Genomic DNA, 16,228 nt, shown 5'->3' with positions numbered 1-16,228 from the left:
TTAACCGAGGGAAATAGCGGCATGACAACCGCCACCTTTACCGTCAGTCTTTCTGCGGCTAGTGGTCAGACCGTAACTGTTAATTATAGTACAGCAAATGGGACGGCGCTTGCACCTAATGACTACACTGCTACTAACGGCATTCTAACTTTTAACCCCGGTCAAACATCCCAAACCATTTCCGTACTTATTATCTCCGATCTAAGCCATGAAGCAAGCGAAACCTTCTCCATCAATCTGACTAATGCTACTAATGCAACGATCGCTGATACAATAGGAGTGGCAACCATCATCGATAATGATCCAGCAAGCTTGCCGTTTGCCATTAAAGCTGAAGGCACAGTAACCATTAGCGGTAGTAGCGACTTTGACGGCGACCCATTGAATCTTAATGATGATGCTCGCATCTATGCTGGTCGTGGTTTTACCATCAATGGTAATCCTACCTTGCCCGTGCGTCGTGATGCACAGGGTAATCCGATTCGTGATGCTAATGGTAAGCTAGTCTTGATTGACCGTGCTGTAACTGTCGCACCTGGCTACAATGTCATTAATGCTAACACCAACCTTTACTCTAATCTTATACCACCCCAAGTAATTGAACCACAAACAGTAGTTGTTCCCAGTTACACCAGCATCATTAATCAAGAAACCGCCCGTCGTGTCCCCACTGGTACTCCTACCGTCACCTTTAATGTTCAAAATAACCCACTTAGCTCGGCATCTGATTGGACAAATCGATTTCCAGGGGGTGGCACGGCGACTCAACCCACTGTTGTACGGGTCATTAATGGGGGATTAATTGTTCCCGCCAATGTGACTTTGAGTAATCTAGTAATTATTATAGAGCAGGGCGATTTGAACTTCAACAGCAATGGACACACCCTTAATAATGTCATGTTTGTGACCAATAATGGTAATATTAATCTGTCTGGGGTGCAAGCGAACAATGTTTCCCTGTTTGCTTCGGGTTCAATACAAATGAACTCCAATGCCCGTTTTAGTGGGTCTTCTTTACTCGCTAATGCCAATAGCAACGGCAGTATTATTTTTAATGGCTCGACCACTACTGATACGTCTAGCAACTTGCGAGTAGTGGCACAAGGTGAAATTAACTTTAATGGTTCTTCTCAATGTCGAGGCTCTTTTGTAACCGCACGAAACTTCAGTTATAATGGCAACTCAACCTTGCTCGGTTCGATTGAGGCTAAAGGCAACATTAACTTTAACGGTAAGGCAACCGTAATCGCCACAAGTTAACTTTAAGTGTTCCTAGCGGCACTTGTTAGAGGGCGTAATCGATATTGTGCTTGGACTTCAACTTCTAAAACCAACTTTTCAGACAGTCCGCGCCTTTGCAAAGCCTGAGCGATCGCCATTTGGGTAAATTGAATTTGTTCGAGTTGGAGGAGATGAGAAATATTGTCTTGATGAGTACGATAATAATAAAGCGGTTTTTTGAAATGTGCGATTTTAGTAACTTCATCGAGACGCAGGCATAAATCATAATCCTGCGCGGCTTTAAATTCTGGATTGACTCCGCCCACCTGTTTATAAGCCGAACGTCGAATTAAACGGAAATGGAACGTCATAAAATCAACTAATAGCCGCATTGAAGAATAGGGAATCTGACAGCGTTTGCCTAATCCTAATACTGTCCCTTTTTCGTCGATGACTAAATAATCGGTGTAAACCATTCCCACGTCTGGCTGCTGATTTAATAAGTAAGCAGTTTCTGCTAAAGCGGTGGGAGCCAGTAAGTCATCGCTATCGACAATTCCTAAATATTGGCCCGTCGTCTGAGCGATCGCATTACAGAGAGCCTGTCCTCGTCCTGTATGGGGTGCTACGATGACTTTTATGCGATTGTCTTGTTTTGCATAATGACGAGCGATTTCGACACTGCGATCGCTTGACCCATCATCTAGGATCAGCAACTCAAAATCGGTCAGGGTTTGAGCTAAAACACTTTCAATGGCTTTGGCCAGATAACGTTCTCGGTTATAAACCGTAATAATTAGGGAAATTGGAACATTCAAAGTAACACTCCTTAGTTCTTCGTTAATGATGAGCCAACATGGATTTCCTCAAGCACTCTGAACGCAAGAGTTGAGCGCGGTAATCTGTAGAAAAACAATCGTCTCAATCTATTTTTAACACTTCTTAAGAAGTTAAGGCTCTCTTTAATGGATTCATTAAATCTTGACTCTCACGCGAGAGAGCCTTGCCCTTGAATTCAACACTTATAGGCGTTTGAGTAGCAAGTGATACTGTTGGTTAACTTAACAAAGTCAAGAAAAACAAAGCTACCAAGAGAACGGCAAGAGATATGCTGGAAATTATTCCAGTAACCGAGTCTGCTCATGTCCCTAGCTCTAAAAATTATGGTTCTACGAGCAAAGCTATGCTAAATTAATAATTAAAATGCCAATTTAATAAGCTTCTTATTTTAAAATTTTCAAAATTTTTAAATTTATATCCAGAACTTTTTATTAATTTTAGTTTGTTATTAATTCCTTCTACAGTACCTTGTGTAATGCGAGTTGTCTTCGTAACCCATGATTTCCGCAAACCATCTTCGGATTGTCTGGCAACTGCGCGGAAATAAAGACGAAGCTGTTAATAACCAATCGCTCAATTCATTTAATCCCGTTGTCCAATCGCGGCTTTCTTATAAAATTTTTTGAAAATCTTCTTTGAGACTGTGCATTTTTCCTAAAATAGGAATTTTATTCTTTACTTGTTTTAGTTTGTCTTGTTGAGCTTCAGTTAAATTATTTTGATTTTTTAAGAGAGCATATTTACTATTATTGAGAATTTTTAAAAGTTTTACTGACTGATTTTTCTTAATATTAGCTTTCCTTTTTAGCTCCTTTCTTTTTGAGTACAATTTAGTATTAATACTTTTCTGTACATGAAAGCGGTCAGCAATAATTTCCGCCTGTGGCATTAACTTTTCAATCAGAATTTTATATGATTTCCATAGATAGATCAATACTAACTGCTTCGATTTTTTTAATAATTTCTTCTCCCCAAGATTTAAAAAGAACTTCTAAATCTTCTTGTTTCCTTGAAGGTAGCATTCCTATTAATTTGTGCTTCTCATTCATCAACCAAAACTGCACAGTAATTTCCATGACCTTTTACTAAGGCTATCTCATCTAATCCAAGTTTTTTTAGTTCTTTTGGCTTTTCTTCTAACTTTTTTTCTGCTACATCTTTTAGCATCCTTGCGACAACATCTTCAGTTAGATTATTTTGTAATGCTACCGTTCTAATATTACTTTTCAAAACTTGCTCTACTATTTTAAGAGCCAAACGTTTAGTGTAGCCGCGTCGGGTTTTTATAAAACTTAAGTTTTCACTCTTTGGTTTTTTACATTTTTGACATTTAAACTGTCTTCGATTAATTTTTAAATAAACTTCTTGGCTCCCCCAAGGTAGATCTTTAACCAAAAATGAATGATTTTAATGTAGTTTTTCACTTTTAGTTCCACAGCGAGGGCAAGTAGCTTTTTTATTTTGCTCTGAAACTTGAACAATCATTCCCAAGTTTTCTTGATTTATATAATCTGTAACTTTTAGATTGGGAAGATTAAGTAAATTTTCGATGAGTTTTAACTGGGCTGTGGACGGCATTAAAGGTTATGATCGTTAATTTTCAAAAGTTTTTATTAATTTTAGCATATTTGAGCTTGGAGAGCCAAAATTATTAAGACTCAGCCCATTTTTAAATCAAACTTATTTTTTTCCTTTCTTGGCTAGCCTGTCAAGATAACATTAAATCCTTTTAGATGAACTCAGGCTGGTTTTCAAGAATTTGTAGAATAACTTCTCTTTTTTCCTGCTTTGCAGGAAATGAATACCTTTTGAATTGCTTAAATTCTCTATGTCTTATTACGAAGCTCAAACCGTTGAATCAAATGGTATTCCTTACATCGAATATCGCACCGAGCCAGATGATGAAGAACACTTTATTACTATTGAATTTAAACCTTTATCACCTTTAACAATTCAGCCTCAGTTTACTTTTGGAGAACAAGTCTTCCTAAAAGGGACAACTGACTCTTTTCTGATTTGTGCGTTAGAACTTGTAGAAACTCATAATCAATCACAATGGCTCTACGGAATTCGACTTCAACAAGGAACTAGAGAACTTATATGGTTCCAAGAAACAGAACTGACTAGAAGTCTTGAGTCCACAGAAGAATTTTGATAAAAAACGCTCAACTCAAAAAATTATTCATTTTTTAATAGAGAGAGATACATTAAACATTGAAAGAAGGGGGACAACCTTCTAAAAACAGATTAATTATGATACCCATGAACTAACTAAACAAGGTTGTCCCCCTTCTTTCCAGTTTTTTTCTAGGAGTTGATAAAGACGAAGTAATTATCATTAATTTCTTGACTAATCGTTTGTTAAACATTTAGACAGAAACTAAACTCTCTCTATTTATTAACACAAGACACAAAAAATTTGACTCAGTGAAGTGCAAAAATTTGCTGTAACTAGAAAACTTTTACAACGGCTCTATCTAGGAAAAATTAGCCAAAAATCCTTTGAAAAATTGCAAGGTTATTTATGCTAGAATCCCTCTACCAACTTGATGTAGAACTAGAACTCATTTTAGATCATTTAGAATCTGATGATGAGCAATCTCGCACTTTTGCCGAATCTCATTTAGAAGAACATCTTTTTCCGCAAATAGAGGAAAAGATAGATTCCTATACAACAGCTATCCGAAAATATGAAACTAAAGTTAAATATCAAAAAGAAGAAGCGCAAAGAATTCAATCACTGGCAAACACCAATGAAACAACCGTCAAATGGCTTAAATCAAAGCTTCAGGAATTCATGGAACGTCGATTTGAAAAGCTTGGCGAGCGAGGAAAAAAATTAGAAGGTAAGCTCTCTAAAGTTAGTTTATGCACGAATGGAGGGCATCCGCCTATTTGGATTAATCCTAACTTAAAAGAGCAAGATTTTCCTCAAGAATATCTAGAATATATTCCTCGCCTAAAGCGAGCAGAATTAATTGATGCTACTATTAATTTAGGCGAAATTAGAGATTTACAGGGACGATTAATTGCTAAAGTTATGCCTAGAACTTATCATATTCGGATTAAATGACCAAACAAATTAGTAAATGCTCAATACGCTTTTCAGGGTTTTTCCTAGTTTGTTATATCTAGTTAAATTATCAAGCTATAATTTTAGGTTCTTTAAGCTTATAAAACATTTGTTTTAAAGAACCTTTTTTCTTTTCATGAAAATTTTTATTTTAGTAAGTTTAAAAATTAAACAACAATTTTTTATTGTAATATTATTATCAAATTATGCTTTAATGGCATGACAAACACTCAAATTTACTCAAAAGATAAAAGATTATTTTAGTTCCTAATAAAAATAGCTATTTTGGTAATTTAGATTAATCCAAAAAATAAGAGCAGTGCTTTGCACTGATTAAATGATCTGTGAAAAAGAGGAACTTTGTATGAAAAAACATTTAAAAAAAATGTGTCTCATTTAACAATAGCTTATCTCAATGCTTGGTTGTCTTGTTTGCTCATCTCAAACGACGGAGAAGAAAGCATTAATCTAACCTCTGATGAACAACTTTGGTATGAACTTCATGAAAGTCAATATTTAGCCTATTCAGACTTAGATTTACATTTCTAAATACTAATCTTAGTTAATGAATTGACTTAAAAAAAGATGTTTTAGTTTAAGCATCTTTTCATTACTTATTCGTTTAAAAAAAACTTTTACCTTTTTAACCTATGCCTAAAACAAAAGCTGCTACTGCCGAAGTGATTTCCTCAGAAATTATCGAAGATACTGTTATGTCTGCACCTATTGAAGATCTACCAACTCAAGAACTAATTAAGGATGAATTCACCGATGCTAGTTATCTTGACCCTAATGCTCGACTTCCTCGTCTTCAAGCATTGCGCGGTCTAACACCAGATTTGTGCGGTTATTTTATCTCTACTGATGAAATGGCTAAAGCGGGGTGGTTAGACTTCGACAGTATTGTTGAACAACTAATTACTTACACTTATGAAAGTACGGGAAATGAGGCTCTGGGGCTATTATTGAAAAATCCTCGGATGCTGGTTTGTCCACGCAGTACTCTTCTAGCATACGATCGCTCCGCCTCAACTGAATCAGAACAATTAGTCATTCTCGGTCATTGGAAACGAGAGTACAAAGATGATGATAATGTTGGAAACGTACAAATGTACGAAGTAATTTTACTTGGTACAGATAATCGACCTTTACACAGCGTTCCTTTATCCTATGTAGCTAAAGGTGCTAATCAAGCTACTTTTAGTCAACAATGGAATCAATTATGTCAGGAAATTACGACCTGTCATGCTGTAACGAACGGTATTGCTGCTCGCCCAAAAAATGCCAAATTTAAGTCATTGTGCGTCTTTAGCTTTCAAACTGCAAGAGAATTAGTCGGTAAAAAACAAAAATCCCCGACTTGTCGAGTCGTTTCTCATGATGTTCCTACCCTCAATAACTGGCGCAATTATTTTCTCGGTTATGACGATCCCCTCAAACATCAAATTTGGAATGGCTTACAACCCGATCTATCTGTGATTATCCATAGTAACGATACAGCCGTTCCCGTGTTACCTGCTTCTGCTGAAGACGAAGAGTAATCTTTGCTCAACCCTCTATGGATTTGAAGTAGAGGGTTTTCTTTCATTCTCCAAATATTAGAATTAACCTATGAAAATTACTTGTTCTCAAGAAACTCTAGCGGCAGCTTTAGTCGATGTTGTCGAAGCACTACCCTCTAAACCACCGCATCCTATCCTCAGTCATGTTTTACTCGAAACGGCACAAGAGCGAATTAAACTCACAGCTTTTGATCTTAGTATTGGCATTGAAAGTTATTGCCATGCGCTCATTCATAAGGCTGGCCAGATCACTTTTGAAGGCAAACTCTTTCACGATCTAGTCACCGCTTTGCCAAATGTAGAATTAACCCTTGAATTAAAAGAACATCAAGTCATCGAACTCTCTTGTAGTCATGGAAAATATCAGTTACAGGGCATGGAGAGTGCCGAATATCCCAAACTTCCTGCCTTTGAAAATCAACGCTCCGTCGTCCTGCCAACTAAAAATCTTCTCGAAGCTCTTAAACCTTGCCTCAAATCTTGTGCTAAAGAGGAACACAAACAAGTCCTCACAGGGGTTCATTTTAAATTTAATTCTGACGCAGAAGAAAGTAATAGTCTTGAGTTAGCCTCAACCGATGGTCATCGCTTAACCGTTACTCAACTGACTGGACGGTTTCTTTTGACAACGGAACCGCCTGCTATGACCATTCCAGCGACTCCCTTAGAATATCTCATCAAACTCATTAAAAACAAAGAGGTAAACGAGGTTACTCTTTATTATTGCGATCATCAACTTCAGTTTCAAGTTGCTGAAACGATCCTAACTGCTCGACTTTTAGAAGGTTTGTATCCTGATTATGAAACCATTGTGCCAAGATATTTTGTTCACCACATTACCTTTTTAGGCGATGAACTTTTAGCGGCTGTCAATCGGTTGTTGTTGATTAATCCCAAAGGTGAAAAATACGGGCCAGCAATTGTTCTTAGAACTAATCAAACCGAGCAGACTGTTGAACTTTTCACCGAAGCCAACGCTAAAACAGGAACTGAGAGGATTAAGGCAGATGTTGATAGTAACTTAATTTTTGGTTTAAATGCCCTTTACTTAAGAAATGCTTTAAAAAGTCTCTCAGGTAAACAATTTCAACTATGCCTCAATGAACCTTCCTGTATTACTAAGCTGGTTGCTTTAGAAACCGAGCTTTCTAGTATGTTTCAATGTCTGATGCCAATGCTCATTCCAGGTATCACTGATGATACAGCCACTTCATCTTCTGAAGACGAATCAACTAAAAAAACCATTGATTCTGCAACGATTGATGTGAAAGAACCTACGCCTTCAAAAATCACTCCTAAGAAAAATCGTCGTAAGAAAACAGCGATTGCGGTTTCTTAAATCATTTCCTCATTTGTGGTCTATTGTCATCATTTCATCTCATTCTATGAATTATATTCCACTGCATCTTAAATATCGACCCAAAACCCTCGCTGACTTGGTTGGACAAACGGCGATCGCCACTACGATGACTCATGCGTTAATTCAACGACGTATTGCTCCAGCTTATCTGTTAAGTGGACAGCGAGGAACGGGTAAAACTTCAACCGCAAGGATTTTAGCGAAATCCTTGAACTGTCTATCCAGCGAGCATCCTACGCCAACACCCTGTGGTCAATGTGCGATGTGTCAGGCGATTTCTTCAGGAACGGCTTTAGACGTTATTGAACTGGATGCTGCATCCAATAACGGCGTTGAGGAAGTTAGAGAATTAATCAATCATTCCCAATTTCGTCCAGTTCAAGGACGCTATAAAGTTTGGATTATTGATGAATGCCATGCGCTCAGTCATAGTGCGACCCAGGCTCTTCTCAAAACCCTTGAAGAACCACCACCTAATGTAGTGTTTATTCTCTGTACTACCGAAGCGCAGAAATTAGGGGAAACTATTATCTCTCGTTGTCAACGCTATCCTTTTTCTCCTCTATCTGCTGAACATCTCGTTAATCATCTCCAACAAGTTGCTCAACAAGAAAAAATGTCGATTACCGATGATGCTTTAAGATTGATTGCCTCTTATGCACAAGGGGGTGTACGAGATGCTCTAACGCTTTTAGATCAAGCTCGTCTTCTCGCAGACTCGATCACAGCTAAACACATTTATGACTTAGCGGGTCAGGTTGATGAAGATGATCTCTATCAAATTGTAGAGAGTATTATCGAGCAAAATCCTGAAAAACTGCTGAAAACACTAAGAAATCTTCACCATAAAGAACCGTTGAGCCTCATCAATAACTTACTTGGATTCTACACCAATTTAATCTTGGCTCAGAGCCAAGCACAGGAAAAATTAGGAACCGTTTCTTCGACTATGTGGCAATCTTTAAAAGCGTTTTCCCTCTCGCCTCAAAAAGCCCTAGAACAACAACAATACCTTCGCTCTTGTGAAACTCAAATTAAATTTAGTCGAATGCCTCAACTAATGCTTGAAACGGTTCTCTTAGGATTACTAAAAACGCCTGAAAATACCCATTCAACTGTTTCTACCCCTCAACCGATTAACTCCGAGCAGATCTGGCAAGAGGTCATTCAACAATCTCAACCAACAATTAAAGCTATTTTGACTCAACACTCACAGTTAATTGGAATTAAGGATGATATTGTCACGATTTCTGTTAAAAGCAATCCTTTAAAACTTCTGCTGACCCATTCTATTTCACAATTAACTAAAACTTTTGAATCAATTCTTCATTCTGCTGTAGTGATTAAATTAATTCCTTAAATTGCGTCAGTAGCTGATATTTTTTGCTTCCTTCAGCTACTGTTACGCCTTTTTCTTTCGCTCATCGCTGTTTATGCTAGAAACAAAAACTTTAGAAGAACTGCAATTTCATTATGACCATTACTTAAAAGTATTACCAAAAGTGTATATCAAAGCTCAACGAATGGTCAGATGCCATCTGAATAAACTTAGACAACAAATTTTACAAAAAAAACTAGAAAATTTCTAAACTTTGCCTGTTTATTCTTTTAATCCGATCATGCACAAAGTAATCTATGCAATTATCCATACTTTTATTTAATGATGCTCCGCCTCTTAATCAAAATATAGTTCTTCTTGAACATCCTCAATTTACTGATTATTTATCCCAATGGCAACAAGCTTCTCAATTCGGATTAGATATTGAAACATATTCCACTAAATCTAATGATGCTTCAGACCCGACGAAAGGAGAAATCAGAACGCTACAAATCGGTTTAACAAATGATGTGTTACTTGTAGATTTGGGCTATACACAGACTGAACGGAGCCAACGTCATCAGCAGTTAGCTAAAATTGGATTTTGGGACATTCTTAAAGAACGATTAGCCAATCCTTGTGTCGAAGTCATTGGGCAAGCCTTATCTTTTGAACAAAAATGGCTTTTGGCCAAATATCAATTTTGCGTTCGCTGCATCCGAGATATTAAGCTGGCTTCTCAAGTTTACTGGGCAGGACTCGATCCCTGGTTACCTCAACTCAAAAATCAACCCCATTCTTTGGCTAGTATCGGACTTCGTATGGGAATTGACATCGACAAAACCCAACAAACCTCTGATTGGGGATGGGGAGAACTCGGCAATGGCCAACTTTCAAATCGTCAACTCAATTATGCGGCTCAGGATGCTCAGGTGGTTCTCGAATTATATACTCGATTTCAAACCGTTCTTAAAGCGGTCGATCTCTGGGACTCGTTTATAGCAGAATGTTTGGCTTCGCCTGCCTTTGCTGAAATGGAATATTACGGGATGCCAGTGAATTATTCACACCTCGTACAGGTCAAGCAATGTTACCAAAATGCCTATGATGATCTATTAGCTCAGTTACAGAAAAAATTACCTCAAGCGATCGCTTACTTATATTCTCCTCACAAACTCACAGCCTTACTTAATGCCACCTTTGCCCTTAAACTGACCTCGGCTTCTTCAGAAACGCTTTCACCCCACTGGAATATTGCGGAATTACGGCTGATCTCGGTGATCAAAACAACGAAAACCTATCTTGACTATCTTGAAAATCTGCAAATCAATCATCAACATGGTGTGGTTTGTCCTCGGTTTAAACAGATTAATCGTAAAGGTTTTGGGCGTAGCTCGGCCTCAGAGCCGAATACTCAGAATCCACCTAATCCTACTGCACTCCCAGTTGAACTTCAGTCTTATAATTTACCGACCCTCCGTTCAGTCTTTCAAGCCCCCCAAGGATTTTCCTTAATTGTGGCGGATTTATCGAAAGCCCATAGTCGAATTGCGGCTCAAGTGTCTCGTGATCCTGAACTGCTGCGGCGATTTAACAGTGAACAACAGGATATTTTCCTTTCCATCGTTGTTCGGATTGCTCAAATTCAACGTTTTGGTAAAGAATGGACAGAAGAAAATATCGCAACCTGGCTCAAAAATAAGTCTCGTCCTAACTTTGCTGTTGCTAAACGTCTACGAGCCGTCGCTAAAGCGGTTCATTACGGAAGTTTAAACCTCCAAGGCTGGCGAACCTTACAACAGACCATTTTATCTCAGGGCAATATTCACTTAAGCGATGAGGAAGCAAAATCTGCCCTCAATAGCTGGCAGAAAACCTATCGTGTTTTGGCTAAATACCAACGTTCCCTCATTCAAAAAGCAAGTAAAGCAGTAATTCCTGTTTTAGGAATTGATGAAATTTATGCTAAAACTCGTTTTGGTTTAGGATATGTGCGATCTCTCACGGGTAGAGGTGTTTTCCTCGCCAAATATCCCAAACAGCATCAAGGTGTTTTAGTTCAAGGCACAGAAGCGACGGCCGCCGCTTGGTCGATGGCGGAAGCCGATATGGTCAAACGAGCAATGGGGGAACTTCTTTTAATCTTTGACATGAATTCCCAATGGCAAGCTCAGATCGTCAATTGTTGTCATGACGAAATTATCGTTCAGTGTTTGACTGAATCGGCCCTAGCTGTCGCCAAAACAGTACAGTCAACCATTCATCGATGTCTATCTGAATTTATTGTCGATCTTCCTGTTGATGAACCAGTCAATCCTCAGTCGTTAATTTGTCAAAGTTGGGATGAAAAATAACATAGAAATTTCTTACTTGGACTATTTCCCTTCACCATCTTGGGTTTGTGATTACCTAACTGCAAAGACAGATATTCAATCCCCCTCGTTGGTTCTTGAAACCAGTGCGGGAACTGGAGAACTGGCTAAAAATCTATCTCAGACTTCAGCCAAAATTCACTGTATTGAATTAGTTCCTGAATTTCGCTTAAAACTGACTCAACAGGGATTTATCGTTGTTGGCTCTAATTTTCTAACAACTCCTTTATCTTCCTATCCTTATATTGTTCAAAATCCCCCTTTTTCTGTTCAATTGAGCTTTATCTATAAGGCTTATTCTTTACTAACTTCTGAAGGTAAATTAGTTTCACTGCTCAGTGATGCTCCCCTGAAATATCATCGCTCAGTTTATGCTCAATTCCGTAATTGGTGCTATGCCGTTAATGCTGTTCTTCAAGAACTGCCTTATGGCTTATTTCTTAATAGCTCTCGCTCTACATCAGTGCAATGTTATTCTTTAATTATTAATAAATAATTCATGATTCAACCTCATTCATTTCAACTTGGTGATGTGGTGAACTATCATTATACCCAAGGAATTATTATCTATCTTGAATCCCCTTCAAACATTGTAATTCGTACTTTTTCCTTGACACCAGGTGGACAAGTGCGACAAAGGATAGACTGTTTTTGTCATCCGATGAATTTAACTTTAGCAAATGAGCAAGAACATTGCAGTTTCTATCAAAAAGTACTGATGATTCATCGGCGGACTCGGCGTAGTGTTCCCAAAAATATCTACGACCTCATTGTTAATAAACTCACCAACTAAATTATGTCTATTTATTTACTGTATGGAGAAGATGACTATCTTCTTCACCGTTATGTTTTGTCGCTCAAATCGCAATATCAGGTAAATAACAATCCCTTTGGGTTTTTTACCTACTCTGCGGGCGTTGATTCTATAAATGCGGCGACCCAGGAATTAATGACACCACCGATGAGTAATCATGACAAAGTGATCTTACTGCCTAATACTTCTTGGGTAGGAGCAATGGATGAGCAACTTCTGAGTCTCATTCAAAAAGCGATCGCCTCAATGCACGCTAGATGTGTTTTGATTTCAACGACTCCAAAGCTTGATAATCGCTTAAAGTCAGTTAAATATCTAAAATCGGTTGCGACGGAGATCAAAGAATTTCCTCTCATCTCTCCCTGGAATACAAAAGCCTTATCTCAATCCGTTAGAACAGCAGCGACTGATTTACAACTGTCTCTTACTTCAACGGCGGTGACGGCTCTCGTTGAAGCGATTGGTAACAACACTCGTCTTATTTACAGTGACCTTGAAAAGTTGAGACTTTTTACCGATGGTCAAGTGATTGAAGCCTCTCATGTTCAATCTTTAGTCTCTGGCTCAACTTTAACTCCAATCGATTTAGCCAAAGCCATATTAGTCAAAGATCTTAACCAAACTTTTACGATTGCTCAGAAACTATCGGATTATTCGTTAAAAACTCTATCAACATTAATAACGGTCTATCGTCAATGGTTCTGGGTCAAAATGTTGCTCAATGAGGGTTTTAATCATCAAACGATTGCCCAATATCTTAATCTAAATAACCCTGGACGGGTTTACTATCTCTCTCAAGAAGTCAAAACGATTTCTTTAGCTCGATTAAAAGGAATTCTTTCCATTCTTTTAGAAACTGAACTCAGTCTTAAACAAGGCACAAATTGTTTACAAGAACAATTACTAAAATTAATATTACTTTAGAAAATGCGATGCTAATAGAAACAAATTGAGTCTAGCTCGATACTGTAATTAATTGATTAAAAATCAGGATTAACGATGACAATGGTAACGGATTTACTTCATCAAATTATCGGTCAACCTATTGCAATTCAACTTTTAACTGCTGCTATTAACAGTCAGGCGATTGCACCTGCCTATCTTTTTACAGGCATCGCAGGAATTGGCAAGCTGACAACGGCAAAACTTTATGCTCAAATGATTCTCTCTCAAAACATCAGCAATCATCCTGACGTTTTAATGATTGAACCAACTTGTCAGGTCAAAGACGAGTTGATTCCACTATCAATGATTCATCAACAGCAACTTATTTTATCTAATCTTCCACAAATTCGGGTCGAGCAAATTCGTCAAATTAATCAATTTCTCGTTCAGTCTCCTTTGAAAGCCAATCGAAAAATTGTTATTATCGAAAGTGCTGAATATCTTAATCCCGCCGCCGCTAATGCTTTCCTAAAATCTCTAGAAGAACCCTATACAGCAACTATTATTTTGACTTGTGCTGTACCTGATAAACTTCTATCGACACTGATTAGTCGGTGTCACGTTATTCCCTTTTATCCTCTCGGTGAACATCATATTAATCAGCTTCTCACTCAACTAAATAATTTCAATATTCCTGCTCATATTCGTCACTTAGGTCAAGGAAGTATCGGAAAAACAATTAACATTTGGAATCTTCTTAAACAATTTCCATCTGAATTACTGAACTTTCAAAAAAAAGATCGCGTAACTAAAATTTATGAAACGATTCAAACTCTAATTAGCTTCTCCTTAGAACAACAATTAATCCTAGCCGATTATTGGCAATATCAAGCGATTCTAGCTCAGGATGTCCATCAAATAGAAAAACTTGAAAAAGTTAAAAGTTTCCTCTCAAAAAGAGGAAATCCTTCTCTAATCTGGGAATCTTTCTTTTTCTGCTTTGCAGGGAGTCTCTAAAAAAAGGAGATCAGCATGAATACTTTAACCTTAACTTTTAATGAAGATTTTGCTAAAATTGCTAATTCATTGCGAGAAGCGGGTGCTAAATTTTATACTAATTCTCAAGGTGAAAATCGCATTCTCCAATTTTCATTGATTTCCCCAAAAGCTGAAGCAATTCTTAATTCATTAGCCCATTTAAAAATAGATAGAGAACGTTTAGAATCAATGACGGTCAAAGAAATCTGTCATTTAGCAGGGACTCAGGGGATCGATCTGTCTTCTCTCAAAAAGAAACGTAAAGACAAACTTATCGATTTCATCCTTGCTCATCTTTGTTAGATGTAATAGCCTCTATTCTAAAACTCCAATAGAGGCTATCTCGTTTTTTCATGACTGTTCTCTTGTTTACCGAATAACTGTTCTGATAACTGGGGATCTGAAAGAACAAGCCGATAAAGCATGATCGCACGGCGAACATGATAACTCATCCCTTCTTTTTGTTGTTTTAACCAAGCTTTATCGTCTGGCGTAACTTTCGCTCCGAGCATCACGCCTGGGATTTCTAAATCGCTTGTGGTATATGGAACTAAATTCGACACTAAGGGTTGTTGATTGGCCATTGCTTCTTTCACCGATTTTCTTCTTTTAGCATATCGAGTTCTTTTCATCGAGCCAAGCATTCTCGATTTTATTCACGGTTAAATCGTGAAAATAATTAGAATTAAAAAAAAGCGGAACGCCTTTGTATGGTTGATAAGACGGATAACATTAAAATTGACCTTGAGTTTAAATCATTGATTCCACCTCTCGGAACAGAAGAACGTCAACAATTGAAGGAAAATTTATTAACCTATGGTTGTCGAGATGCTTTGGTTCTTTGGAAAAAACAGAGGATTTTAATTGACGGACATAATCGGTTTGAAATTTGTACGCAACATGGGATTCCCTTCAACGTCGTTGAATTAGAATTCGAGGATCGAGATACAGTCATCGCCTGGATTATCGATAATCAACTGGGCCGTCGAAACTTAACGCCAGAAGCACTTAGTTATCTACGAGGAAAACGTTACAGCATTCAAAAACGACAAGGGCAAAGATCCGATCTCAATCAAAGTGACGAGAAGTTGACTTCTCGTCAAAGTGGCGAGAAGTTATCCGACATGATGGGGAAAGATTACAAAGTTGGTTCACGAACGATCGAAAGAGATGCTAAATACGCTCATGCCATCGATCATCTAGCGCAAACTTTGGGCAACGACGTGAGAAAGGAGTTATTAGGCAGAGATACACGAATTAGTAAAAAAGCCACAATAGAACTCGCACAACTTGCTGAAAATGACCCTAATCAAGCTTACATGGCACTTGATTCGCTCAAAGAAGGGTTAAAACCATTATCGGTTGCTCCCCATCTTAAATTTCATCCAGGCGCACTGGTTGAAATCAATACTCCTAATAACAAAAAAATACATGAACGCTTTGGCCGTATTGCATCCGTTCATGAACAGCGAGTTGATGTTTGGGTCAGAAATACGCAAACCATGACAATGCACAAATATCAACTCAAATTTCATCAAATTCAAATAGTCTCGTTTAACAAACAGCCAGTTCTAAAAGATGTTTGTGAGCGTATCGCTAAACTTCGAGGCAGAAATATAGACCCATTTGAACATTGTCTTCTCGACTTGCTTGAACAAACCGTCGTGCTAACTCCTATTGAATCTGAATACTTAGAACAACTCGAAGCAAAATATAGAGTTATGCTTTATCCTTAAAGGATTAAA

At 37.8% G+C, this 16,228-nt stretch carries 16 protein-coding genes and 1 pseudogene; 14 read left to right on the top strand and 3 right to left on the bottom strand.

Translation table 11 applies throughout. The features are described 5' to 3' along the window. Positions 1 to 1,260, top strand: a 1,260-nt coding sequence (locus tag C7H19_RS20130) for a Calx-beta domain-containing protein (RefSeq protein WP_281261733.1), incomplete at its 5' end; no start/stop codon positions are given. Between the two features lie 2 nt (positions 1,261 to 1,262). Here C7H19_RS20130 and C7H19_RS20125 read toward each other — a convergent pair. Both C7H19_RS20125 and C7H19_RS27060 read right to left on the bottom strand, forming a co-directional pair. Continuing rightward, positions 1,263 to 2,039: a glycosyltransferase gene (locus C7H19_RS20125; RefSeq protein ID WP_106458712.1), complete on the bottom strand. Its 777-nt coding sequence runs from the start codon at positions 2,037 to 2,039 to the stop codon at positions 1,263 to 1,265. 373 nt (positions 2,040 to 2,412) lie between these two features. After that, positions 2,413 to 3,639: pseudogene (locus C7H19_RS27060) on the bottom strand (ISL3 family transposase). 250 nt (positions 3,640 to 3,889) lie between these two features. On the opposite strand from C7H19_RS27060, the gene C7H19_RS20115 reads away from it, so the two are divergent. The 12 genes from C7H19_RS20115 to C7H19_RS20060 all read left to right on the top strand — a co-directional run bounded on the left by C7H19_RS20115 (position 3,890) and on the right by C7H19_RS20060 (position 14,786). Continuing rightward, entirely contained in the window at positions 3,890 to 4,216 is a 327-nt protein-coding gene (locus C7H19_RS20115; RefSeq protein WP_106458711.1) for a hypothetical protein, read from the top strand. A 369-nt stretch (positions 4,217 to 4,585) separates the two neighbouring features. Next, entirely contained in the window at positions 4,586 to 5,134 is a 549-nt protein-coding gene (locus tag C7H19_RS20110) for a siphovirus Gp157 family protein (RefSeq protein WP_106458710.1), read from the top strand. A 387-nt stretch (positions 5,135 to 5,521) separates the two neighbouring features. Next, a complete protein-coding gene (locus C7H19_RS25910; RefSeq protein WP_181280685.1) occupies positions 5,522 to 5,683 on the top strand; it encodes a hypothetical protein in 162 nt (53 codons plus the stop codon). Positions 5,684 to 5,784: 101 nt separating this feature from the next. Beyond that, a complete protein-coding gene (locus C7H19_RS20100; RefSeq protein WP_219907696.1) occupies positions 5,785 to 6,675 on the top strand; it encodes a DUF5895 domain-containing protein in 891 nt (296 codons plus the stop codon). Positions 6,676 to 6,745: 70 nt separating this feature from the next. Continuing rightward, entirely contained in the window at positions 6,746 to 8,035 is a 1,290-nt protein-coding gene (gene dnaN, locus C7H19_RS20095; protein ID WP_106458708.1) for a DNA polymerase III subunit beta, read from the top strand. A 46-nt stretch (positions 8,036 to 8,081) separates the two neighbouring features. Continuing rightward, positions 8,082 to 9,416, top strand: coding sequence for a DNA polymerase III subunit gamma/tau (gene dnaX / locus C7H19_RS20090; protein WP_106458715.1), 1,335 nt, complete (start codon positions 8,082 to 8,084; stop codon positions 9,414 to 9,416). Between the two features lie 275 nt (positions 9,417 to 9,691). Continuing rightward, entirely contained in the window at positions 9,692 to 11,728 is a 2,037-nt protein-coding gene (locus C7H19_RS20085) for a DNA polymerase (protein ID WP_106458707.1), read from the top strand. Beyond that, the gene (locus C7H19_RS20080; protein ID WP_106458706.1) at positions 11,718 to 12,242 is read left to right on the top strand and encodes a class I SAM-dependent methyltransferase; all 525 of its coding nucleotides are present in this window, start codon (positions 11,718 to 11,720) and stop codon (positions 12,240 to 12,242) included. Before C7H19_RS20085 ends, C7H19_RS20080 begins: the two co-directional genes overlap by 11 nt. 3 nt (positions 12,243 to 12,245) lie before the next feature. Further along, the gene (locus tag C7H19_RS20075) at positions 12,246 to 12,539 is read left to right on the top strand and encodes a hypothetical protein (protein ID WP_106458705.1); all 294 of its coding nucleotides are present in this window, start codon (positions 12,246 to 12,248) and stop codon (positions 12,537 to 12,539) included. Positions 12,540 to 12,542: 3 nt separating this feature from the next. Continuing rightward, on the top strand, positions 12,543 to 13,484 hold the full coding sequence (holA, locus tag C7H19_RS20070; protein ID WP_106458704.1) for a DNA polymerase III subunit delta: 942 nt from the start codon (positions 12,543 to 12,545) through the stop codon (positions 13,482 to 13,484). 81 nt (positions 13,485 to 13,565) lie between these two features. Beyond that, positions 13,566 to 14,462: a DNA polymerase III subunit delta' gene (locus C7H19_RS20065; protein WP_181280684.1), complete on the top strand. Its 897-nt coding sequence runs from the start codon at positions 13,566 to 13,568 to the stop codon at positions 14,460 to 14,462. 15 nt (positions 14,463 to 14,477) lie between these two features. Further along, complete coding sequence (locus tag C7H19_RS20060; protein WP_106458702.1) at positions 14,478 to 14,786, top strand: hypothetical protein; 309 nt, start codon at positions 14,478 to 14,480, stop codon at positions 14,784 to 14,786. Between the two features lie 35 nt (positions 14,787 to 14,821). Here C7H19_RS20060 and C7H19_RS20055 read toward each other — a convergent pair whose 3' ends face one another. After that, positions 14,822 to 15,115 carry a hypothetical protein gene (locus tag C7H19_RS20055; protein WP_146136560.1) on the bottom strand — a complete coding sequence of 98 codons (294 nt, stop codon included), beginning with the start codon at positions 15,113 to 15,115 and terminating at the stop codon, positions 14,822 to 14,824. Positions 15,116 to 15,193: 78 nt separating this feature from the next. On the opposite strand from C7H19_RS20055, the gene C7H19_RS20050 reads away from it, so the two are divergent. After that, positions 15,194 to 16,219, top strand: a complete 1,026-nt coding sequence (locus C7H19_RS20050; RefSeq protein ID WP_106458700.1) for a ParB N-terminal domain-containing protein — start codon at positions 15,194 to 15,196, stop codon at positions 16,217 to 16,219. Positions 16,220 to 16,228 lie beyond the last annotated feature (9 nt).

Source organism: Aphanothece hegewaldii CCALA 016 (assembly GCF_003007785.1).
Taxonomy (GTDB): domain Bacteria; phylum Cyanobacteriota; class Cyanobacteriia; order Cyanobacteriales; family Microcystaceae; genus Chroococcus; species Chroococcus hegewaldii.
This window is presented reverse-complemented; position numbering and strand designations above follow the sequence as displayed.